The 20,858-nt window shown below is 68.4% G+C and carries 24 protein-coding genes and 1 CRISPR repeat array; of the genes, 4 read left to right on the forward strand and 20 right to left on the reverse strand.

Annotated features, from left to right (window positions below):
• The first annotated feature begins 90 nt into the window (after nt 1–90).
• The gene (locus BLQ75_RS22190) at nt 91–384 is read left to right on the forward strand and encodes a hypothetical protein (RefSeq protein WP_092604620.1); all 294 of its coding nucleotides are present in this window, start codon (nt 91–93) and stop codon (nt 382–384) included.
• Here the strand turns inward: BLQ75_RS22190 and BLQ75_RS22195 are convergent, their stop codons facing one another.
• The 13 genes from BLQ75_RS22195 to BLQ75_RS22255 form a co-directional block, all read right to left on the reverse strand.
• The gene (locus tag BLQ75_RS22195; protein WP_092604621.1) at nt 385–2,184 is read right to left on the reverse strand and encodes an ATP-binding protein; all 1,800 of its coding nucleotides are present in this window, start codon (nt 2,182–2,184) and stop codon (nt 385–387) included.
• Nucleotides 2,177–2,377: a hypothetical protein gene (locus BLQ75_RS22200; protein ID WP_092604622.1), complete on the reverse strand. Its 201-nt coding sequence runs from the start codon at nt 2,375–2,377 to the stop codon at nt 2,177–2,179. The genes BLQ75_RS22195 and BLQ75_RS22200 overlap by 8 nt, the downstream gene beginning before the upstream one ends.
• A 77-nt stretch (nt 2,378–2,454) precedes the next feature.
• Nucleotides 2,455–3,705: a hypothetical protein gene (locus BLQ75_RS22205; protein ID WP_092604623.1), complete on the reverse strand. Its 1,251-nt coding sequence runs from the start codon at nt 3,703–3,705 to the stop codon at nt 2,455–2,457.
• Entirely contained in the window at nt 3,705–4,115 is a 411-nt protein-coding gene (locus tag BLQ75_RS22210) for a hypothetical protein (RefSeq protein WP_092604624.1), read from the reverse strand. Before BLQ75_RS22210 ends, BLQ75_RS22205 begins: the two co-directional genes overlap by 1 nt.
• 18 nt (nt 4,116–4,133) lie before the next feature.
• Nucleotides 4,134–4,685, reverse strand: a complete 552-nt coding sequence (locus BLQ75_RS22215) for a hypothetical protein (protein ID WP_092604625.1) — start codon at nt 4,683–4,685, stop codon at nt 4,134–4,136.
• Nucleotides 4,685–5,113, reverse strand: a complete 429-nt coding sequence (locus tag BLQ75_RS22220) for a hypothetical protein (RefSeq protein WP_092604626.1) — start codon at nt 5,111–5,113, stop codon at nt 4,685–4,687. The genes BLQ75_RS22215 and BLQ75_RS22220 overlap by 1 nt, the downstream gene beginning before the upstream one ends.
• Complete coding sequence (locus BLQ75_RS22225; RefSeq protein WP_092604627.1) at nt 5,094–5,318, reverse strand: hypothetical protein; 225 nt, start codon at nt 5,316–5,318, stop codon at nt 5,094–5,096. Before BLQ75_RS22225 ends, BLQ75_RS22220 begins: the two co-directional genes overlap by 20 nt.
• Entirely contained in the window at nt 5,315–6,442 is a 1,128-nt protein-coding gene (locus BLQ75_RS22230; RefSeq protein ID WP_092604628.1) for a DUF2637 domain-containing protein, read from the reverse strand. The genes BLQ75_RS22225 and BLQ75_RS22230 overlap by 4 nt, the downstream gene beginning before the upstream one ends.
• Nucleotides 6,439–6,822: a WhiB family transcriptional regulator gene (locus tag BLQ75_RS22235; protein ID WP_092604629.1), complete on the reverse strand. Its 384-nt coding sequence runs from the start codon at nt 6,820–6,822 to the stop codon at nt 6,439–6,441. Before BLQ75_RS22235 ends, BLQ75_RS22230 begins: the two co-directional genes overlap by 4 nt.
• On the reverse strand, nt 6,822–7,355 hold the full coding sequence (locus BLQ75_RS22240) for a hypothetical protein (RefSeq protein WP_092604630.1): 534 nt from the start codon (nt 7,353–7,355) through the stop codon (nt 6,822–6,824). Before BLQ75_RS22240 ends, BLQ75_RS22235 begins: the two co-directional genes overlap by 1 nt.
• Before the next feature lie 82 nt (nt 7,356–7,437).
• A complete protein-coding gene (locus BLQ75_RS22245) occupies nt 7,438–7,686 on the reverse strand; it encodes a hypothetical protein (protein ID WP_092604631.1) in 249 nt (82 codons plus the stop codon).
• Entirely contained in the window at nt 7,667–8,560 is an 894-nt protein-coding gene (locus BLQ75_RS22250) for a helix-turn-helix domain-containing protein (protein ID WP_092604632.1), read from the reverse strand. The genes BLQ75_RS22245 and BLQ75_RS22250 overlap by 20 nt, the downstream gene beginning before the upstream one ends.
• Before the next feature lie 48 nt (nt 8,561–8,608).
• Nucleotides 8,609–8,857, reverse strand: a complete 249-nt coding sequence (locus tag BLQ75_RS22255) for a helix-turn-helix domain-containing protein (protein ID WP_092604645.1) — start codon at nt 8,855–8,857, stop codon at nt 8,609–8,611.
• 170 nt (nt 8,858–9,027) lie between these two features.
• Here BLQ75_RS22255 and BLQ75_RS22260 point away from each other — a divergent pair, with 170 nt between their 5' ends.
• From BLQ75_RS22260 to BLQ75_RS24820, 3 genes are all read left to right on the forward strand, one after another.
• Nucleotides 9,028–9,390 (forward strand): helix-turn-helix domain-containing protein, encoded by a 363-nt coding sequence (locus BLQ75_RS22260; RefSeq protein WP_043576227.1) that lies wholly within the window; start codon nt 9,028–9,030, stop codon nt 9,388–9,390.
• Nucleotides 9,391–9,672: 282 nt separating this feature from the next.
• Entirely contained in the window at nt 9,673–10,872 is a 1,200-nt protein-coding gene (locus BLQ75_RS22265; protein WP_092604633.1) for a helix-turn-helix domain-containing protein, read from the forward strand.
• A complete protein-coding gene (locus tag BLQ75_RS24820; protein ID WP_425286482.1) occupies nt 10,869–11,399 on the forward strand; it encodes a flavoprotein in 531 nt (176 codons plus the stop codon). The genes BLQ75_RS22265 and BLQ75_RS24820 overlap by 4 nt, the downstream gene beginning before the upstream one ends.
• A 72-nt stretch (nt 11,400–11,471) precedes the next feature.
• A CRISPR array of direct repeats spans nt 11,472–12,760; the repeat unit is 37 nt; unit sequence GTTGCGATCCTCGCCAGCCCCGAAGGGCTGGCGCCAC.
• 156 nt (nt 12,761–12,916) lie between these two features.
• On the opposite strand, the gene cas2 is transcribed toward BLQ75_RS24820, so the two are convergent.
• From cas2 to BLQ75_RS22305, 7 genes are read right to left on the reverse strand one after another with little or no spacing between them, the layout of a single operon-like run.
• Nucleotides 12,917–13,225 (reverse strand): CRISPR-associated endonuclease Cas2, encoded by a 309-nt coding sequence (gene cas2, locus BLQ75_RS22275; protein ID WP_092604634.1) that lies wholly within the window; start codon nt 13,223–13,225, stop codon nt 12,917–12,919.
• Entirely contained in the window at nt 13,210–14,226 is a 1,017-nt protein-coding gene (gene cas1, locus BLQ75_RS22280) for a CRISPR-associated endonuclease Cas1 (protein WP_170837633.1), read from the reverse strand. The genes cas2 and cas1 overlap by 16 nt, the downstream gene beginning before the upstream one ends.
• A complete protein-coding gene (gene cas4, locus BLQ75_RS22285; protein WP_092604636.1) occupies nt 14,219–14,863 on the reverse strand; it encodes a CRISPR-associated protein Cas4 in 645 nt (214 codons plus the stop codon). Before cas4 ends, cas1 begins: the two co-directional genes overlap by 8 nt.
• On the reverse strand, nt 14,863–15,759 hold the full coding sequence (cas7c, locus tag BLQ75_RS22290; RefSeq protein WP_092604637.1) for a type I-C CRISPR-associated protein Cas7/Csd2: 897 nt from the start codon (nt 15,757–15,759) through the stop codon (nt 14,863–14,865). Before cas7c ends, cas4 begins: the two co-directional genes overlap by 1 nt.
• Before the next feature lie 32 nt (nt 15,760–15,791).
• Entirely contained in the window at nt 15,792–17,576 is a 1,785-nt protein-coding gene (gene cas8c, locus BLQ75_RS22295) for a type I-C CRISPR-associated protein Cas8c/Csd1 (protein ID WP_092604638.1), read from the reverse strand.
• Complete coding sequence (cas5c, locus tag BLQ75_RS22300) at nt 17,576–18,244, reverse strand: type I-C CRISPR-associated protein Cas5c (protein WP_092604639.1); 669 nt, start codon at nt 18,242–18,244, stop codon at nt 17,576–17,578. The genes cas8c and cas5c overlap by 1 nt, the downstream gene beginning before the upstream one ends.
• The gene (locus BLQ75_RS22305) at nt 18,241–20,454 is read right to left on the reverse strand and encodes a CRISPR-associated helicase/endonuclease Cas3 (RefSeq protein WP_092604640.1); all 2,214 of its coding nucleotides are present in this window, start codon (nt 20,452–20,454) and stop codon (nt 18,241–18,243) included. The genes cas5c and BLQ75_RS22305 overlap by 4 nt, the downstream gene beginning before the upstream one ends.
• Between the last annotated feature and the right edge of the window lie 404 nt (nt 20,455–20,858).

A 20,858-nucleotide genomic window follows, 5' to 3' on the forward strand; every position in this document is an offset into this window, starting at 1 on the left:
GCTTGGCGGCTTCGTGGTGACTCGGACCGTCCCGGCCGTGGTTCGGCCGGAAGTCCTCGGTGCGTCGGTCGTGGTGGCTAGGCTGGGCGCATGGAGCTCGACAACAACTCGGTGGTGAACCTGCCCGGTGTGGACGACCGGGAGATGGATCGGCTGATCGCGCTGCGTGCGGCGTGCAACGTGGTCGGTCCTCCGAGCGAGTTCGCGGCGGTCGATCTGTTCGTGCACGAGTTCCGCGGCTGGCTGGCGCAGTCCACCGGGGACTCCGACAAGCTCTTCCGGCGCTACGTCCTGCTGCTGGTCACCGAGGGGCGTTCCGGGGTGGCCGACAGGGACGCGGCGAAGCTGCGCAAGACGATCGACGACATCTACCGCAAGGTCTGATCAGATCCGCTTCAACGCGGCGCGTACCTGGGTCATCGCGAGCCCGGTGTCCCGCATCAGCTCATCCACAGCCGGTTCGGTGCCCGCCGCGATCGCCTCTCGCACGGTCGCGTCGATGTCCTCGGCCGTCGGCCCGGAGGACCGCCGTGGCGGGGCGGTTTCCGCCGGTTTCTTCGCCGTGTTCAGTGCCGGTACCGGCTCGGCCGCCGAATCCGGATCGAGCCCGGTCGGCGTCACCGGCTGCTCGGCGGGGTTCTCCAGCAGCAACGCCCGCGCCCGGATCTTGCGCGAGGTCATCATGTAGCCGAGCCCGTGCGTCGAACTGCCGTCGGGGAACTCGGCGGGCAGGTCCTTCAGGTGCTCCGGCATCGGATCACCGGTGTCGATCATGTTCCCGGAGCCCTTCTCGGTGATCCGCAGTCCCACGATCGTTCCCGCCTTGACCTGGTCGCGCAGCGCGGTCGAGTTGCCCAGCTGCTTAACCGAGGGCACCTGGGTAGCGAGGATCAGGCAGACGCCGAACTTGGCGCCCTCCTGCGTGATCTGCTCGCACATACGCACGATGTCGCGGTTGTCGGTCTCGTCGTCGCTCATCAGCAGCTTGTGCGCCTCGTCGATGACCACGGGCACCAGCGGCAGCTCCGGGGAAGGTTCCAGTGAGCCACCGCCCTGCCGTTCCACGACGGGGCGCCGCCGCTCGATCAGCCGCAGCGTGTAGCGCAGCACCTCGCGGGCCTGCTCCGGTGTGCCCGCGAACAGGTTGGCGCGCTCGCGCCACTGCGGCAGGGAGGCACCGCCGCCCCCGTCGATCACCAGCGGATACACCCGGTCCGACATGCTGGCCTCGGTCAGCACCACGTCCAGCACCTTGGTCTTGCCCGAACGTGTCACCCCGGAGATGAGCGCGTGCAGGGCGCCGGCTCCCGGGTTCCACAGCTTGAAGTGCAGCGGCTCGCCGTCGGCGGCGATCATCAGCGGGAACTTGCCGGTGGCCGGGTCGAGACCCGGCCCGTTCCAGTGGTTCTTCTGCTGCAACGGGTCGCTGGTGAGCACGGTCAGCCGCGACTTGCGGACCGATTCGCCGTGCATCGCCTCCACGAACACCCGACCGTCGGGCAGGTCGTAGACCGACAGGATCGACTTCCGAGCCTGCAGCGTGGTGTGCCAGTGCTCCCCGATGGCCAGAGTCACCGTGGCCTTCCAGCCGTAGGCGAACTCGGTGATCCCGTCCAAGGCGGAGCCGGGGAGCGGTTTGCCGTTGGCGGCGATGTGCTCGTTCCACAGCTTCAGCTGCCGATCCGCCGTGCCGGGCGCCACCGGAAGCGCTTCCCTGGGCTGCGGTGGTGCGGCGAGTTCGGCGGTCACGTCCGGTTCCGGTTCCGCGTGCCGCACCCACCAGGGGATCGACAGGGCCGCGCCGAACGCCCACATGAGCCCAGCCGTCACACCGTTCGCGCCGGCCAGCGCGAGGGCCGCCTGCCAACCGGCGGAGCTTCCCGCCGCGACGCAGGCGTACAGCCGGTCCCAGCGGGAGGCGTTGCGGTGCACGTAGCCGTAGATCCCGGCCGAGGCGGTCCAGCCCGCCGCCACCGGCAGCAGCGCCTCCGGCGGGTCCAGCGCCGCCGCGACGGCCCCGATGCCGTGGGTGGCGCCGATCGCCGCGAACGGCATCGCCTGCATCCGGTAACGGCGCGTCAGGCGGCGAATCTCGCGTAGGACCGATTGCGTCCGCTGTGTTCCCTCCGGGGAGGTCGAGATCCCGTCGGAGTGATCGACCTTCGCGACCGCGGTTTCAGTCATGGTTCCACTCCGATCCGGTGTCGCGGTGCAGCACGGCGACCTCGCCGTTGCGGTGCAGTTCGTCCAGGAATCCGGTGGGTTTGGTGTCCCAGTAGTGGCCGGGTTGGACGTAGATGTCCCACGTGTCGGTGCTGGTCCGCTGGACCGCGATTTCGTCGTGGTCCAGTTCGAGCAGGGTGATGTCTCTGTCCATCTGGGCTCCTCGGGATGAGCTGTCGTGACCCGCACCCCGCCCCGGCGGCTGCCGGGGCGGGACACGCACCCGGCAGCTCAGTACTGGTCGTACCAGCCCTTCTCGGCGACGTTGCTACTTCCGCCCGCGGCGGCCATCGCGTCCGCCACCCCGCCGTGCCTGCCTTCGACGTGCTTGTGCAGCCGGTCGGCCATCGGTGCGGCGGTGTCGAGCAGGTCGGCCAGCTCGTTGATCTGGTTCAGCGTCTCGGCGTCCAGGCTGTTGGCGGTGAGCACGTCGCCGAGGTTGGTCACCTCCTCGTGCGCCAGGGTGAGCAGCTTCGCCAGCGACTGCAGTGACTGGACGGTGTCGCTGTAGCCCTCGCCGGTCGCGGCGACCGTGTTGTTGGCTGGCATGAGTTCGGCCATGGTGTTGGTGATTCCTTTCGGTTCCTCGGTTTCTTCCTCGTGCTTGTCGGCGCGTTCCGCGTCGACGTAGATCCGGTGGGGTTGCTGCTCGCCGTTGGCGTGCCGCGAACCACCGGACGATTGGGAGCTGCCGGGTGGCGGAGTTTCTGCTCCCGGCGTGGGGCCTGCGCCGCGCGAGTCATCGGCGGCGCCGGAGTCGTGCCACCAGGCGCAGTCGGGGCACCACCCGTCCTGGTCGAGCTCGTAGGGCTCGGTCAGTCGGGCGCACCATGCGCAGCGGCGGGGGACGGTGCTGCGCACGTGGGGGGTGTGCCAGCACGTGCGGCACAGGGGCCGTCCGGTGTGGATAACGCGCAGCTCGGTCCAGGGGTAGCGGGCGCGGCAAGCCGCGCACTGCCCGGTGGCTCCGCAGGCGTCGCCGCTTTCGGCGGGGCTGGTGCAGTCGGGGCAGGCGCCGGTCTGGTCGAGCTGTTCGCCGCGCACCCAGTAGCCGCAGTTGCGGCACTTGGCCAGCTCCACCCGAGGCCGCGGTGTCTCGCGGCGCCACTGCCGCCAGGCCTCGCGGTAGTGGGCACCCCGGCGTCCGGCTTCGAGCCCGACCCGGTATCCCGAGCGGCCACCGGAGACGGCGCCGGAGTAGGCGCCGACCGCGCCCGCACCGAGGGCGGCCACAGCTCCGGCGGTGACCCAGCCGGCGGCGTAGACCCACCACAGCAGGTGGCGCGGCCCGGTGGACACGGCGGCGTGCCACCGGGACTTGGCCGACCTGAGGCGTTCCTGTCGTGCTCGTTCCCTGGCCGCCCCGCGTTCCTCGGCACGGCGGCGGGCCTCGTCCCAGCGGGCTCTGGTGCGGGCGGTGCTCTGCTCGGCGGCGTGGGTGATCGCGGCCGCCAGCACCATCGCCAGAAGCAGCATCCCCATCACTGACCTCCGATCAGCCTGCCGATGCTGTTCGCACCGACCTGCGAGATCGCTTCGGTCAGCCCGGAGCCCGCCTCGGCCAGCGGACCGACACCGGCCAGGAACAGCACCGGCAGCACGACCAGACAGATCAGCGCCGTCTTGTCGGCCTTCCGGTCGATGCCGATGTCGTAGACGGTCAGCACGATGAGCAGCAGGGTCGCCGCTCCCACGACGATGCTGCTGTTGACCGGAACGATGCCGACGATCTCGTTGATGCGGGCGGCCAGCCACGCGCCGAGCGCGGTGTCCGCCAGCGAGCACCCGCCGATGAAGACCAGCGAGGACTTCAGCCACCAGGGGTTGGCCTTCTTGCGCTTCCAAAGGATCGTGACCAGTCCGAAGGCCACGATCATGATCGCCCAGGACAAGATTCCTCCTCGGGGAGTTCAGACCGCCAGCACGGTGATCAGCACGGCTACGGCGGTGGTCAGCAGGAGTCGGGAAGGCCGGCGAGCCAGCCAGAGCAGCGCGTATCCCACGGCGGTGATCACCAGGGACACCCAGCCGAACCACTGCCCGGCGGCCCGCAGCGCGGGGATGTCGCCGGACCACTCGGCGCGTCGCGCGCGGGTGTGGATGTCGCGGAGGGACGGTGGACGAGCCCGCCACACCGAGCCGTCCAGGGCCGCACGGGCGCTGCTGCCGGCCTCCGAGGTCCAGGCGGCGGCCGCCTTCCGCAGCTTCACCACGGAGACGTGCGCGGGTCTCCCGCCGTACGAGTGCGGTTCGACTCGACTACTCGTCGTGTTCGAACCCTGCCGGTCGCTCGGGAACGGCAGCACCTCGCCGCCCTCGGTTTCCGCGTCCTGTTCGGCGGGTTCCTCGCGCGCGCGTGCGCGATCGCGCTCGGGCTCGCGCTCACGCCCCCGATCGGGACCTTCTTCCGAAGGGTTCGCGGTGGCCGAATCGGGGCTCTCCCACGGATCCGGGATAGGCATCAGCGGTCACCACCTTCGGCGTCGATCAGCTGGGCCTCCTCGCCCAGGTGCCGGGCGTAGTGCTCGAACAGCCGGTCACGCTCCGTTTCCGGCAGCAGCGAGATCGCACCCCGCAGGCACATCAGCGCGTTGCCCAACCGCGCCGAATCGGTGCCGCTCTGTTTGAGCTTGCTGTCGTAGAGCGCCGCGCTCGCCGCGTTCGGCTCGCCACGGTCGAGCACCCGCCGCACGTGCTCGGCGATCTCCTCGTACTTCCCGCGCGCCGTCCGGGCCGGAGCGCGGGAGTGGGCGACGGCGCTGAGCAGCGCGTCCTGCGCGGCCCGGAACCGTTCCACCGGGGTGCTCGCCTTGCGCGCCCGGTCCGCGTGGTGTGCGCTGCGGCGCCGCATCGAGCGCACCCGTTTCGGCTCACGCTTCGTCGTCGCCATGTTCGTCCACCTCCTCACCGCGTGCGCGCATCGCGTCGAGTTCCACTTCGTCGGCGCACTGCCAGATGTCCATCTGGTCGTCGGCCTGCCAGCGGCCTTCGCACTGCCAGGCGGTCGCGGCTATCGGCCGCCCGGCCGGGCCACGGCGGGTGTGCAGCGCCCGCCGCGCCCGTTCGATCTGTTCCCGGCTGAACTGTTCGGTCATGCCGCGACCTCCGCCCTGCCGTCGCCGCCGCGACCGCGCAGTGCGCGCAGCACCTCCTGCGCCGTGGTGGCGCGGATACCGAGGTGCCGCTGCACGGCCCGCCGGCTCGGCCGCGGGTTCAGCTCGCCCGCCTCGATCGCCCGCCGGGTCCGGGCCACCAGTTCGGACAGCTCGTCGGTGGTTCCCGAATCGGACGCTGTCGAGCTCGCCGAGTCGGTTTTCGCTGTTCCCGCCGGTTCCGAAGGGGTTGGTTCACCGGAGAGCCACCGGCCGATCTCGGCGGCCAGTTGCTCGCCCGGATCGGTCTCCTCGGGCCGCTGGGAACCGTTCGGCGGCAGGCCGGGAACCACCGCGTCCCGCAGCCGCCGCGCCCCGAGCGGGCCGCGTCCGAGCGTGACCGTGCCGGGGGCGTGCCGGAGCCGGATCGAACCGTCCGCACCGAGTTCGCCGACCGATCGGCGGACGGCGGCCCGCTCCATCCGAACCCTGCGACGCTGCGAGATCCGGTCCGTGCGGGCGGCTTCCCGCTCGGCGCGGGAACGGCGGGTGCGCATCGGAGCGGCGGTGATCAGCTGGTGCGCGACCACGCCGCCGACCGAGACCAGCGCCATGACCAGCCCGGTCACCACACCGGAGGCGCCGAAGCCGTGCAGGAAGTTCAGCGCGGCGTTGACCGCGGCGAACGTCCACACCCCGGTGTGCAGCCACCCCGTCGGACGTCCCTGGCGTCGGGCCAGGTGCACCGAGAACGCGAACGCCCACATCGCGCCCTCGCTGAACAGCGGCAGCACGCCACCGAGCGGCCCGTAGATGTCCACCCCGTAGGCGGCCATCGCCGACCAGGCCAGCAGCGCGGGAACCACCACGATCACGCTCATCAGCAGCTCGGTCGGATGCGCGCCGATCCAACCGCCCGCCGAGGCGAGCCGCTGCCTGCGCTCGGCGGCACGACGCCGGCTGCGCTGTTCCCGCTCGGCCCGCTCCTCGCGGGCCCGCCGCGCGGCGTCCTCGGCCACGGCACGCCGGGTCTCGGCACGCACCGACTCGGCCTCGGCCCTGACGCGTTCCGCCTCGCCCCTGGCCGCGGCTCGTGCGGCGCGCGGGTCCGTGAAGCGAGTGCTCATGCCGCTTCACCTCCGATCTCGGCGAGGCGGCCCTGCTGCCGCAGCTTCCGGAAGATCCTGCTCAGCCGCTGGAAGTCGGGCTGGCCGACTCCGCCCCAGCCGCCGTAGCGCTCGCCGCGCAGCAGCGCGCCCGCCAGGCACGCGTCGGCCACCGGGCAGCCCCGGCACTGCTCGGCGATGCGTTCGCGCTCGGCCCGGATGAGCCGTTCCCCGCTGTCCTCGTCGGCGTTCGGGAAGAACACTTCCACCGGGACCTCGGCGCAGTTGCGCCGTTCGTCGTCGCTGACCTTCAGGTGCAGCTCCCAGCCGTCGGCCTCGGCGAACCGGGCGGCACGTTCGAGCTGTTCGCGCTGGAAGTGGGTGATCCTGTTGTTCGGCATCACGCGGCCTCCGTCCGCACGAGATCGACGAGTGCGCCACCGAGGGCGGAATTGACGAGTCCGCAGAGCTGTTCGAGTGCTTCCTTGGCGGTCTCGGTGACCGGCACGGCCAGCGGGGAGTAGGCCGGTTCGGGCAGCCGGTCGGTGGGCACGGGGATGTCGAGCCGCAGGATGTTGGTCACCTGCGTCGGACCGCTGATCCAACCGCTCCCGCGGCTTCGCAGTCCGCGCACGATCTCGGAAGGCAGCTTCGTGGCGAGGTCGACGCGGATCGCCGTCGTGCCGTCCTCCTCGCGCAGGAGCGTCGCGTCGAGGACCCGGTCGTGCGCGACGAGGTAGCCCGGCGTCATCACCGGTGGCCGCGCGATCCGCCAGGCGGAGGCGGCGAACTCCACGGGGTCCTCGGTGGGCTCTTCTCCGTCGAGGAAGGCGGCGGTGTTGCGCCGCAGGTACGCCCCGAAGCGGGATTCGGAGTCGCTGGCGTGGTCGCGGTCGTAGCGGTCGTCGGGGTGAATGAGAAGTGTTGAACGCACTGTTGTCTCCCGATAGCTGGGTTGAGGTGGACCGTCCGGGGCGACGGGTGCTTGGCGGCTTCGATCGCCCCGCTCGGCGGAGTCAGAGTCCGAGGAGGTGTTTCCCGGACTCGGTGAGTACGGCTCGCACGCGGGCTCCGCCGATCGCGGAACCGCCCGGTTCGAGCAGCCCGTCGTGCGCCAGGTGGTGAGCCGTGACCTGGTCACAGCAGCAGGCTCCGTCCACGAACAGGTCGGGTTCGCTGCCTTGGCTCATCTTGACCCGGCCCTCGGCGACCGCGCGTAGCGTCGCGCGTTCCCGGTGGTTGAGCTCAGCGCTCGTGCGGGACACTGGAATCACTCCTTCCGGTTTCCTGATCGGTTGGGGTGGACGGCTCGGGGCGGTGGGTGCTTGGCGGCTTCGGCCGCCCCGAGTCGGGATCTGCGTTGCTCGGGTGGCAGTGCGGGCAGCGCGCCCAGCGGCCGTCCGAGCGTTCGACCGTCCGGCTGGGCTCGTCGCAGCTCCCGCACCACTCCGGCCGTTGCGGTGGTGCGGTGTCCGCGACGGGTTCCGGCAGATCGTCGAGCCGTGCGTTGAGCACGGCGGCCGGTGACTTCACGCCCTCCGGGTTCGCCCCGAGGTAGTGCGCGAGCCGTTGGCTGGACCAGCCCGCGGCCAGCGCCTGGACCACTTTCGGTGCGATCCGCTTGCGCTGTCGCGGCGTCAGCGGCCACGAACCCCCGAGCCCGTCGAGCACGGCGTCGATGTCGGTTTCCGCCTCCTCCTGTTTCCCGGATTCCGCCGCGCGCGAGCCGGTGGAGGGTTCCAGGACGGTTCCGGGTGGTTCGGGCGGCGCAGCTGTGCCGGGGGTGGGGCGGCGTGGCTGTGCCACCCCTGGGGTGGCAGCGGTGCCACCGGTGGCGTTCTGCCGGGGGTGGCGTTTCGCCGGGGGTGTGGACAACTGCTGTCCCATCAGGACGGTGTAGCGGTTGGCCTCCCTTCCGCCGCGCTTGTCGATGTGCAGCTGCCCCTGGTCGGAGAGCTTGCGCAGGATGCGTTGCACCGTGCGCTCGTCCAAGCGGGTCTTGCGGGCGAGCGTGCTGATCGAGGGGAAGGCGTTCGTGCCGTCGTCGGCGGCGTTGTCGGCGATCGCCAGCAACATCAGCAGCTCCGTTCCCTTGGTCGGGGAGTTGTCCCAGACCCACGTCATGACCTTGATGCTCATTCGGTCCTCGGGTTCACACAGGCGATTCCGGCGTGCTGTCGGTCGGGATCACGCCGCGCCTTCCACCGCGAACTCGGCGGCGTCGACGGTGCTGTTGCGCTCGATCGCGGTGTCGACCATCTCGTCCACGGCCTTGGCCGGGACGATCAAGCGGCCCCGGATGCGGATCGCGGGAAACTCGCGGCCGGCGATCGCTCGGTACAGCGTCATCGAGGACACCCCGAAGAGCTGGGCTACTTGCTCGACGCTGTAGAAGCGGGGCGCTTCGGCGGTCGCTCCGCTCCGGCTGTTGAACATCTGCCTCACCTGTTGCCTCCAATCTCGCTGTGGACACGAGCAACAATAGCTAACGTAGCCAATATTGGCTACCCCTGATTGGGAATCGGTTCGTTCGTGCAGGTCGATCGACGGAATCAGCTACGAAGGCGCTAACCTTGGCGCTGCGGTGACGCGCGTGGAGGTGAGCAGTGGAGGACGACTGGGCCGCTGTGGCGGAGGCGATCTCGAACCGCCTGCGTGAGCTGGGACTGACCCAGTTGGAAGTCGCGGCCAGGTCCAAGGTTTCGCCGGCCACCATCCGCGAGCTGCAGTACAACAAGATGCCGCGGCGCAGGAACCCGCGAACCCTCGAAGCGCTGTCCGAAGCGCTGGACTGGCCCCCCGACTACCTGGGGAACGTGCTCAGCGGAGCGGCGGCACGGCCACACGCCGACGAGGCGAACGATCCGGTGCTGCGCAAGCTCGACGACGTGCTCGATCAGCTCGAGCAGCTCAGGAGCCGCGTCGATGCCGTCGAGCGGCGCCAAGCAGGCGAAGCCGAGCAGTCCTGAGCTCGCGCACCCGGTCGATCAGCTCGTCGATCTCGGCGATCGAGACGCCGGGGGAGTGCTCGCCTCCGGGCTCGTGGGGTCGCTCGTTCGACCGAATCGCGGGAAGATCCTTCTCGTCACGGGGCATCCGCTCGTTCCTTCGCTGCTCTCGTCGACTGCCGCCCACTACTGTGGGAGCGGGAAGCGGTGAGAACCCGCACGCGAGAACACCCGCACCAGGGTGCGGGTCGGACCCGCACAAAAGTGCGAGTTCCGGCTGCGTGGGAGAGGTTGAATGACGGCATGGTGACGGAAGGGCCGATAGGCGAGCGCATTCGCATCTACCGCCGCAGGCGGGGGTTGAGCCAGCGCGAGCTGGCCGAGCTGGTGGCTCGGTCGGAGTCGTGGCTGTCGCAGGTGGAGCGGGGCATCCGTTCGGTGGATCGGTTGTCGGTGCTCATCGACATAGCCCGGGTGCTCAAGACCGATGTGGAGACGCTGGCCGGTTACCGGTTCGCGCTGGCGCCGAACGGACAGCCCGAGCTGGACGGTCTGGAGGAGATCCGTGCGGCGTTGAGCTCCTACCCGGGGCTCGGGCTGTCCTCGGTTCCGGCGGGTGACCTCGACGAGATCAGCCGCATGACCACCGAAGTCCATCGGCGTTACCAGGCCGCGGACTACGGAGCCGCGGCCAACATCCTGCCGAGCCTGATCACCAGCAGCGACGCCGTCGTCGCCGAGACCGGTGGTGAGCAGCGTCGGCGTGCGCTGTCGGTGCAGAACCAGGTCTACATCGCGGCCGCGAAGTTGGTCACCAAGATCGGTGACGGTCAGCTCGCCTGGATCGCGGCGGACCGGGCGGTCAACGCGGCGATGCGGGCCGACTCCGAGACCTTGAGCGCGGGTGCGATCTACCAGGTGGCGTGCGCGTTCTTGAAGCTCGACCAGATCGATCGGGCCGAGCACATCGCCATGACCACCGCCGAGCACCTCACCGACGACAGCCCGCTGGGGTTGTCGTACCAGGGGGCGCTGTTTCTGATCGGGTCGGTCATCGCCGGGCGGCGCAGTGATCAGGCCGAGGCCACCGACCGGTTGCGGCGGGCGCAGTACCTGGCCGACGCGCTGGGGGAGGACGGCAACTACGGCTGGACCGCGTTCGGGCCGACCAACGTGGCCATCCACCGGGTGTCCTCGGCGGCCGAGTTGGGCGATGCCAAGCACGCCATCGCCCTGGCGGAAGGCATCGACACCGGGGGGCTTCCGGAAGGCCTGAGCAGCCGAAGGGCGCAGGTGCACATCGACACGGCGTGGGCGTATTCGCAGCATCGTGAGGACGCGGCGGTGGTGGTCAATCTGATGGAGGCTGAGCGGGTGGCGCCGCAGGCGTTGCGCTACAACGTGATCGTTCGGGAGCTGTTGCGGGAGATGCTCAAGCGGGAGCGCCGGTCGGCCACGCCGGGGCTGCGGCCGCTGGCCCAACGTGCGGGGGTATTGCAGTGACTACAGTGGACAACCCGGTGGTGTATCTGATCGGCACGGCGGCGCCGCCGGTGCGGGAGCTGGCCGAACCGGTCGGGCTGTTGCACGAGGCGGGGTGGGAGGTGTGCGTGGTGCTGAGCCCCACCGCCGCGAGCTGGGTCGACGTCGATGCGGTGGCCGAGCGGACCGGTCACCCTGTTCGTGTGCGGCCCCGGCTGCCGAGTGAGCGAGATCCGTTGCCCCAGGCCGATGCCGTGCTGGCCGCGCCGGTGACGTTCAACAGCCTCAACAAGGTCGCGGCCGGTATCAGCGACACCTTGGCGGTCAGCCTGGTCAACGAGCTGCTGGTCAGCGGTGTGCCCACCACCGCTGCTCCCTGCGTGAAACCCGTGCTGCGCCAACACCCCGCCTACCCCGCCAACGTTCGTCTGCTGGCCGAGGCCGGCATCCGACTGCTCGACCCGGACGCCCTCACCAGCCGCGGCACCGACGGCCTGGCCACCTTCGACTGGAACACGGCAGTCACCGAGTTCCTGCAGCCGAGGTGACCGAAGTGGCGCCAGTTCCCGAAGGGCTGGCGCCACAGCATCCTCGGACCATGAGGCGGTGGCCTCGGCGGTGTTGCGATTCTCGCCAGCCCCGGAGGGCTGGCGCCACTGGCGTCAGCCTCGACGTTGGACAGGTCGATGTTGTGGTTGCGATCCTCGCCAGCCCCGAAGGGCTGGCGCCACGATTCGCCGAGATGATCGGCAGCACTTTCCGGTGGTCGTTGCGATCCTCGCCAGCCCCGAAGGGCTGGCGCCACCACACCAGGACGGCACCCAGGCACCCGAACGGCACACGTTGCGATCCTCGCTAGCCCCGAAGGGCTGGCGCCACGCCGCCACGGCACTACGCACCGACAGCGGGGCAGGCAGTTGCGATCCTCGCCAGCCCCGAAGGGCTGGCGCCACGCCCTACACCAACCCGGCCGGTTCGGACGACGGCACCGTTGCGATCCTCGCCAGCCCCGAAGGGCTGGCGCCACGGCCGCCTACGGGCTGCACAAAACCCACCAGTCCCAGTTGCGATCCTCGCCAGCCCCGAAGGGCTGGCGCCACCGGGTGTTTTACTGTCTCGGGGCGTTTCCAGTGCCCGTTGCGATCCTCGCCAGCCCCGAAGGGCTGGCGCCACTGTCCCGCCTGCTGATCGTGCTGTCCGACCAGCTCAAGTTGCGATCCTCGCCAGCCCCGAAGGGCTGGCGCCACGCTACATGCCTTACACCACCGGAGGAGTTCTCAGCGGTTGCGATCCTCGCCAGCCCCGAAGGGCTGGCGCCACACCGATCGCACGGTCGACATCCCCGGTCCCCTCGGGGTTGCGATCCTCGCCAGCCCCGAAGGGCTGGCGCCACATCCAACCAGATCCCTCCCCCATCCGACACAAAGCCGTTGCGATCCTCGCCAGCCCCGAAGGGCTGGCGCCACAGCCCCCGTCGGGGCCAGCTCGTGCTGCCCGGCCGGGCGTTGCGATCCTCGCCAGCCCCGAAGGGCTGGCGCCACGCCTGGATTTTCAGCTGCTCGGCAGCGTCCTGGTCGTTGCGATCCTCGCCAGCCCCGAAGGGCTGGCGCCACACCCAGATGGCGGGGGCGGCAGCTGAGACGCAGCAGCTGTTGCGATCCTCGCCAGCCCCGAAGGGCTGGCGCCACTGTCGAGGTACCACGCCAGCCACGCCGCGAACGGGTCGTTGCGATCCTCGCCAGCCCCGAAGGGCTGGCGCCACCCGCCGGCGCCGGGACCGGCGCCAGCCGCACGCCCGGCGTTGCGATCCTCGCCAGCCCCGAAGGGCTGGCGCCACGCGACCCCCTCCGCGAACCCTTCTCGGGGGTTTCAGTTGCGATCCTCGCCAGCCCCGAAGGGCTGGCGCCACGGCGATTGAGCAGGGTTTCCAGGGTAGCCACCTCGCCGTTGTGACTGTCCCGTGACCGACACGCCGAGCAGGTGCTTGGGAACCTCGCGGCGTGTCGAGACACGCTTGCACCTCCGAAGCCGTACATCGACACTCGATCATGTTCTTGCCGGAAGCTCAGAACACCAGCGGCGTGTCGTGCGGAGCGGGCGGCGATTGCCCCATGTGCTCGGCCGCCGCGAAGCTCCCCCGGTCGAGAGCGTAGATCCGGATGCTGTCCTCGGTCGGGTCGATGATCTCGTTGAGTCGTTGCTTCATGTACATCCAGTCGGAACGGCGGCAGACGACCTCGAACACGGACTTCTGCACGCGGATCCCGTATGCCTCACACGCCTTGGCCACGTGCCTGAGCCGGCGACGTCCCTCCGGGGTGGTGGTGTCCACGTCGTAGGTGATCAACAGCTCCACGGTCAGCTCGCAATCCACGGGGTGTAGCTCGGTTGGTCCCCGCGCAGGTAGCGCGCGAGGAAACGCGCCTGGATCAGCGGGAGCGTGGCCGCGGGCACGTCGCGCTGCAGCTCGCTGTGCCTCCAGGAGCGCTCCCGCGCGTTCGACCACTGTTCGAGGAACATCGCGCGTCCCTCATCGGTCAACCGAACTTCCCCACTGGGCAGGCTCTCGGTGTGCGCTGACTTCACTTGCCCGCGGTTGTAGAGGGTTGCCACCAGGCGGTCGACGAGCAGGGCGCGGAACTCCTCCATCAGGTCCAACGCGAGTGAGGGCTGACCGGAACGCACGCCGTGCAGGTAGCCGATGTAGGGATCGAGCCCCACCTGTTCCAGCGCTCCCTCGACCGCGACCCGCAGCATGCCGTACCCGAACGAGAGCAGGCAGTTGAACGTGTCCTTCGGTGGCCTCCGGTTACGTCCCGGAAAGACACCTGGGGCGAGCTTCGGCATGCCCTCCTGGAAGTAGTCCTGCCCCGCCTTGCCCTCGACACCGAGAACCTCGCTGACGGATGGGCTCTCCGAGAGGGTCTGCAGCGACTCCGCGTGCCGCTGCGCGATTTCGCGGAGCTTCTCCTTGCGCTCTCCCGAGGCGTCGCGGGCCGTACGCAACAGCAGTTGGCGATAGTTCTGGATCTTGCCGGCCAGGAAGGCCTTTGCCAGTTCCAGCCGCCGGGAGTCGTCGTAGGCCCTGACCTGTTCGAGTCGCACCACCGGATTCCCGTTCTGCGGGCCCGTCGTGCGGTGCAGGAAGCGCCCGTTGCGGCTCAGCCACGTGATTCCCCTGGAGTCCTTGGCGCAACGATGCATCAGCTCGTTGCTGACCTCCACACCCCGCCAGACCACGAACTGATCGATCCGTACCAGTGGCAGCACGTTTCGTCCCGGTTTTTCCGGATGGTGTATCCGGACGGTGTCCCCCTCCAGGTGAAGACTCGTTCCCGGCGTGGTCAGGAACAACGTTTTCAGCACTTCAGTCATCCCATTCCCCCAGGGGTAGTGGTGTGAACAGCGAGGCGGAAGGCCGGATGTTCGCTTCGGGCATGCACCCCGCACGCAACGAGCACCGATCGCATCGCGAGTCGTTGACCGCTTCGGGAACCACCTCGGAGCGCAGCATTTCCCGCAGTTCGGTCACGGTTTCTCGTAGTCGGTTCTCGAGCGAGTCGTCGACAGTCACCTCGTAACGCCGTCGGTGCTTGCCCGCGAAGACGATGCCCTTCGGGACAGGGGAGTCGAACATGCCGCGCAGGCACAGCACCTGCGCGGCCACTTGCAGATCCGCCGCGCTTCCGGGGCGGTAGCTGCCGGACTTGTGCTCCACCGGCACAGGACCGTCGGCACCGAACTCCACCACGTCACAGATGCCGTGGATGCCGAGGTCGTCATCCCACACCGGTAAGGCGGTCCAACGTCGCTGTCCCGATCTGCTCGTTCTCGAATCGCCGCGATCGACGGCGCTGTGGGCGATCTGCCCTCGCGCCGTCTCCGCGCTGTCCTCGAAGTATCGTTCGAGGTGAATCAGAGCGGCCTGCCTGGGGCAGTAGGCGTAGTGCTCGATCGCGGCGATCGGAATGCTCGACCACGCGGGTTCGTCCGCTCTTTCCGCCGGGTACATCAGGCGACGACCTTCGTCATCGTCACTCCGCGCGGCAGGTCGTCGTCGGCCACGCTGACGGTGTAGTCGCCGAAACCGCGGGGGACTTTCCCGGCCGCCGCGGCGGAGGGGACATCCACCCTGTTGAGCAGGGTGTGCGCGGGGGCGCTGCCGAACGCGTTGTCGTGGCTGAACACGTACAGCCCACGGGCGGTCATGGTTCCACGCGCGGAGGAACGATCGTGATCGAACATCATGGCCAGCGTGCGGTAGAACAGCTCCAGGTCCGTGCTGTCCACACCGGTCTGCTGGCCGCGACTTGCTGAGTAGTAGATCTCGGCCCGGTAGAGAGCGTAGGGAACGGTCCACTTGCCACCCATCTCGGTGGTCTCGCCCTTGTCGATGTCCTCCTGCTTGGTCTGGGTGATACGGGTTATGGCGTGGTGCTGCGGCATCACCGGATCGACGCTGCGGGCGTTGGTTACCTGCATCGGGCCGTAGATCTGGCCGAGGTCCTTGGTGGTGCCGGTGTTGAGCACGGCCCCGAACAGGCGCATGTCCGCGTAGCGCTCGGTCAACCAGGAGCGCGCCGTTCTGCGGTCCTCGTCGGTGAGGGACTTCTTCTTGTCCAAACCGGTCTCTGCCTTGGAGGCGCCCAGCTTGGTGTTCAGCGCATGACCGGCTTCGACGAAGATGCCGTAGCGGTCTTCGTTGTCGGTGCCCTGGGCGGCCATGGGCAGGCTGTCGCGCACCTTGCGCTTGATCGCCACGTCGCTGACCAGGCCGTGCCCGGTTTCCTCGTCCATGCGAGGCCGGTTGTCGAAATCGGGATCGCCGTTGGGGTTGCCGTCGGCGACGTCGAACAGGAACACCATGTCGTGGCGCACGGTCGGGTCGAGGTGCGGTTCGATGGCCATTGCCGGTTCCTTTCCGGGGAAGTAGTGGGTGGTCAGTTTTCGGTCTCGGACTCCGAGCCCGAGTCCTTCTCGGCTTTGCGCTTGCGGGCCTGGTCCATGTCGTGAGCTTTCTGGTGGTGATAGCCCAGCAGGAACATCGCCTGCTGATCGGGCGAGAGGTAGCCGGTCGTGCTGCGTCCCGGATCGATCAGCTTGCGGAGCTCCGACAACTTCTGTCCGAGCGCGTTGGCCTTTGCCTTGGTGTCCCCGCGACGCCGCAGTTTGGCCAGCCACGAAGTGGCGAGCTTTTCACCCGCGAGGATGGCCGGCGTCGGATTGCCGATCGCCGAGGACAGGAAACGGTCACCGAAAGTGGCGTTCAGCTGCCCGTCGCTGGCGTGGTACTGGATCTGTTCGAGATGGGCGAAGATCCTGCCGGACACGTACGGCGTGTCCGTGCGGTTCTCGTCCAGACCTGGTGACATGTGAACCTCCTTGGAAGGATGACGACGCAGCGCCAGGCGCAGTAGCGCTGCTCGCGGAACATCGAGGTGACCGTCCGCGGCTACGCGCCCCAGCACGTGGTGCAGCACCGAGGTCGGCAGGGGGCTGCCCCGAAGGCAGCTGCTCAACAGGTCACGCTGCACGTGCTCGGGGCGACGAGCTGAGTTCGAGGTCAGGTCGGCATACGTTCTGCGTTCTAGGTCCCACTTGCCGGTGGCGAGCACCAAGCTCCAGTAGCCGCTGGGCACAGACTCCGCTTCCCAGCGGGAAGCTACGAGGATGTCCTCGTACCACCGGGCGAGGTTGTGCATGACCTCCTCGAGCGGTCTGTCGATCCAGTCGCGGATCACGACCCGCGAGGAGTTTCCGCCCAGCGTGACCGAGCAGAACCGGTCACCCGAGAACTCCTCGGCACGATTGCCGACAGCACCGAGCTGCCCGTTGTGCATCCGGTTGATCAACCTGGTGACCGAGTCGGCGTTCGGCCGAGTAGACATCGCCGAGAGGAAGTCGTCGTCGGGCTCCCCGAGAGTCCACCACGCCATGGCGCTGTCCTGCCGTGGAAAGCGCACGACGTGCTCGGAGTCGAGCAGGTGGGTGAGACCGGTGTTGACCGCGTCGCCGCAGTCGAAGCAGATCGGCGTGTTGCGCAGCCCCTTTGTCAGTCCGTAGCCGAACACCATCTCGTTCACGCTGACCAGCGCAGGATCGTTACCCGCTCCGGGGACGAGCCGTTTGGCCAGTTTGCCGGGGATGGTCTCGGCCAACGGGGCGTGATGGCCGCACACCAGACAAAGCCCCTCGTTGCCACCGCTCTTGCGCCTGGCCACTTCCTGCACCCAGAACCGGCGCAGCGACTCGTGCTCGATGATCGGAACCTCGTCCACCGTGATGAGCACGCCCTGCTTCGCGGTGTAGGGCTCCTGGGGAACCGCCAGCTCGCCCACGCCGCCGTTGGCGTAGAACTCCCGCACGACACGGGCGGCGTCGTCCGTGTCGGCCGCGCTGTTCGCCCACTCCTCGATGAGCCGCACGAAGGCCTCGTGGCACTGGCTCACCCGTTCGGGGTCGGTGTTGTCGTCGCCCCATCCGAGCACGTACTGCACGTCGTCGGCGCCCAGTTGTGGTGCGACGCCGACGGTGCGGGTCACGGCCGGAGTCAGATGCGCGGGGCCGCGCGACTTCTTGTCGTCCGGGTCCACGAGGGAAGCGAGCCGGGGTTCGCGGTGGTTCTCGCTGTACAACGCGAGTTGCCAGCGGAACTCACGCCGTCGGTGGAAGGGCTGTGTGGTGGTGTGTTGTTTCGTGTACTCGACCAGCCGCTGCAGCAGCATCACGCCTCCACCGGGACGCCCGCGTTGATGCCGGTGCGGGGAATGTGCATCCGGCCGGATTCCAGCCTGGCGGTGAACCAGGAGAACGACGGGGACTTCTCGCCGTAGTGCACGCTGTGCAGCATGATCCCCAGGTCGTCGGTGATCGGCTGCGGTTCGCTGTCGTCCGCGGGGCCGAAGTGCGCGCTGAACTCACGTGTTCCGAGGTAGGGCTGGTGGAAGCACTGGCCGCGTTCCACCCGCCGCCGGAACTGGTCGCGGTAAGCCGCCTCGGGTTTCGTGGCGTGTTCCCGAAGCTCCACGTGGGCGTGGATGCGGTATGCCACGTCGCGTAGACACACCGAGTTCCGCTGGGTCCGGTTGCCCGGTGAGTCCACCGTGGTCCCGTGCTTGACCGCGTCCTCCAGCATGACCAGGTCGGTGGTCTCGTTGCGTTTCTGGGTGAACTGGTGGATCGGCTCGAGCACGTCGATGGCCACCGGCCGCCAACCGAATTCCGGTTTCCAGAAGATCGCTTCGAGCACACCGATGGCGGCGGTCGGTGTCATCACGGGGTAGGTGACCCGCTCCACCTTGAGTTCCGGACGGGTGAACAGCGCCCCCCGGCCCCAGACCTGAACGGTCAAGGGCGGGGCTCCTTCGGGGGATTTCGGCAGTTCCCGACTCAAAAGACGGTCCTTTCGATCAGGGTCGAGGTGTCGATGCCGTAGGCCGGGTGGTACTCGTGGTCCCACACGTGCAGGTCGCCGAGTACGGGCTTGCAGAGCGCCTGGATCCCCGGATCCTGCAGGAGCCGACGCGGCAGCGACACGACGTATGGTTGAAGTTCGCGCAGCAGTGGTCCGCTCCGCTCCGGCTCGCTGAGCAGACGGTTGAGGCGCTGTTCGGCCTCGGGGTCGTATTTGATCGCCACCACCGGAACGGTGTCGTCGTCGAGCATCCGGAACGCCAGGGAAGGCTCGCGTGCCTGTCCACCCGCCGGGGATGGTCGCAGCGGTCCTTCCGCCACGGCCTGGAAATCCAGCTTCGAACGGTTCGCCTGAACCGCGGTGGCCCGCTCAGCGTTTTCCGTGTTGGAACGCCGATACAGCACCTGGTAGTAGCTGTCCAAGACTTCCATGTTGTCCGGGTCGATTACCGAGCCGTCGGACTGCGGACCGAAGTACTGGCGCGTGATATCGCTTCCGATCCGGTAGCCAGCGGGCTGCGACATGTCCGAAGCATCGAAGATGATCACTCGTCCGAACTCCGCTCCTTTGTTTTCCCGATTGGCTCGCCCCGCTGCCTGCTGCAACGAGTCGGCCGGTGCCATGGCGCGGTAGACAACCGGGCTGTCGATGTCCACACCGGCCTCGATGAGCTGCGTGGACACCACGCGGACCGGTTCACCGGAGGCGAGCCGGGCACGCATTCCATCGAGCTCGGCTTTCAGGTGTGCTCCACACATCCTGTTCGAGAGGTGGACGATGTTCTCGAGGCCGGACTCCTCCCAGTGTTGGTAGATCCTCCTCGCGTCATCGGTCGTGTTCACGACCAGCAAGACTTGTTCGTGCTCGGCGGCGTGGTCGGCAACCTCCGACAACGTGGGCCGCGGGTCGAGCCACCACTCGTAATTCACCCGGCGCATCCGCTTGAACAGTTCGGCCGGGGCATCGACGATCTCGGGAACTTTCAGGTCCCGCCAGACGTCGAGGGTCTGGAACGAGGGCAAGGTCGCCGAGGCGAGCAGCACGGTCGTTCCGAAGTGTTCCGAGAGGGTGCGCAGCGCATCGAGAATCGGAGTGAGCACGGGCAGCGGCAGGGCCTGCACCTCGTCGAGAATGATCACCGAATCGGCGAGGCGGTGCAGCTTGCGCATCCTGGCGGGCTTGCGGGAGAACAACGAGTCGAACAGCTGCACCGTGGTGGTCACGATGAACGGGCTGTCCCAGTTCTCCGTGGCGTGTCGGTACTGCAGCGCCTGCCGGCCTTCCTCCGGCATGCGAACGGCCGAGTGGTGTTCCAGTACGTTCTCCGCCCCGAGCATCTCCCGGTACTCAGCCGCGTTCTGAGCGGTGACGGTGGTGAACGGAACCGTCACGATCACCCGCTTCTTGCCGTGCGCGGCCGCGTGGTGCAGCCCGAAACCGGCACTGGTGAGGGTTTTGCCGATCCCGGTCGGGGCGGGCATGCCGTAGATGTCTGTCGGCCCCATCGCGTGTGAGACCGCCGTGCGATATACCTCCTCGCGGACCCGGTTGATCGGGGAGTCCTCGCTGTCCGCGATTCGCTTCTGACGGGCTCGTTCGAATGTGTCGCGGAGGGCGGACATGTCGGTGTCGGGGGAGACCCGTGGTGCCTCGAGGCCGTCGAAGTGTGCCGAGGTGTCGAGATGATCGGCGTCCACCAGGGCGGAGAACACCAGCCGCATCCCCAGTTCGGCCAGCAGCCGGGAGCCGGCCCATTCCGGTGGAAGCAGTGAGTTCACCGGCAGGTCCAGGAATTCCTTCGCCTCGGGGAGAGCTTCGAGGAAGCGCTTCACCGGCTCGTCGGTGAGGTCACCGTCCTCCGGATCCAACTCCTTCAGCTCTTCCCGGTTGGAGAGTCCGCCGTGGTGGCCGTGGATCGCCATCGCGGCGACACCCGCCGCTGGTTTCAGCAGGTGCGCGCCCAGATCCTTGTGAGGGACGCCGACCGGTTCGTCGGTGCCCTCAACTCGCAGCAGCTTTTCCTGCCACGCGCACCGAGCTTTCCCGCAGTCGTGGAACAGCCCGAGGGCGTATGCCAACTCGGAGTACCCGAACGGTTCCGCGAACCGGGCGGCCAGCTCCGCGGTGGCACGTGCGTGTTCCGAGAAGCCGTGTCTGTCGCCATTGATGTTGACGCTGTGTGCGTACACCTCTCACCCCAGTCGGTTACATCACTCACCGGAATCGGTCAGGAACGTATCGCGAGCAACCGACAGCTATTGCCCGGCCCCGCTCCGGGGGTGCCGAAAAGCCCTCGAGTCACTTGGGAACCCCAAGCGTGTCCCGAAATCCCGGGAGGTTCTCAAGTGGATTGCCGGCTCTGGTGGGAGAGCCGGTGATTGGAGGTTGAGGCGCCCAAGAAGGTGGTGGGGTGTGCCAACATTGCTCGCGCGGTGAACGGAGAGGGGATGAGTTCGAGGCCATCTCGGGCGAACGGAACGACGACTGCGCCGGCTTCGGAGGTGGAAGCGTGTGTCGACACGCCGCGAGGTTCCCAAGCACCTGCTCGGCGTGTCGGTCACGGGACTGTCACAGCCGAGGTGTGGTTACCCTG

This window comes from Actinopolyspora xinjiangensis (genome assembly GCF_900104475.1).
Lineage (GTDB): Bacteria > Actinomycetota > Actinomycetes > Mycobacteriales > Pseudonocardiaceae > Actinopolyspora > Actinopolyspora xinjiangensis.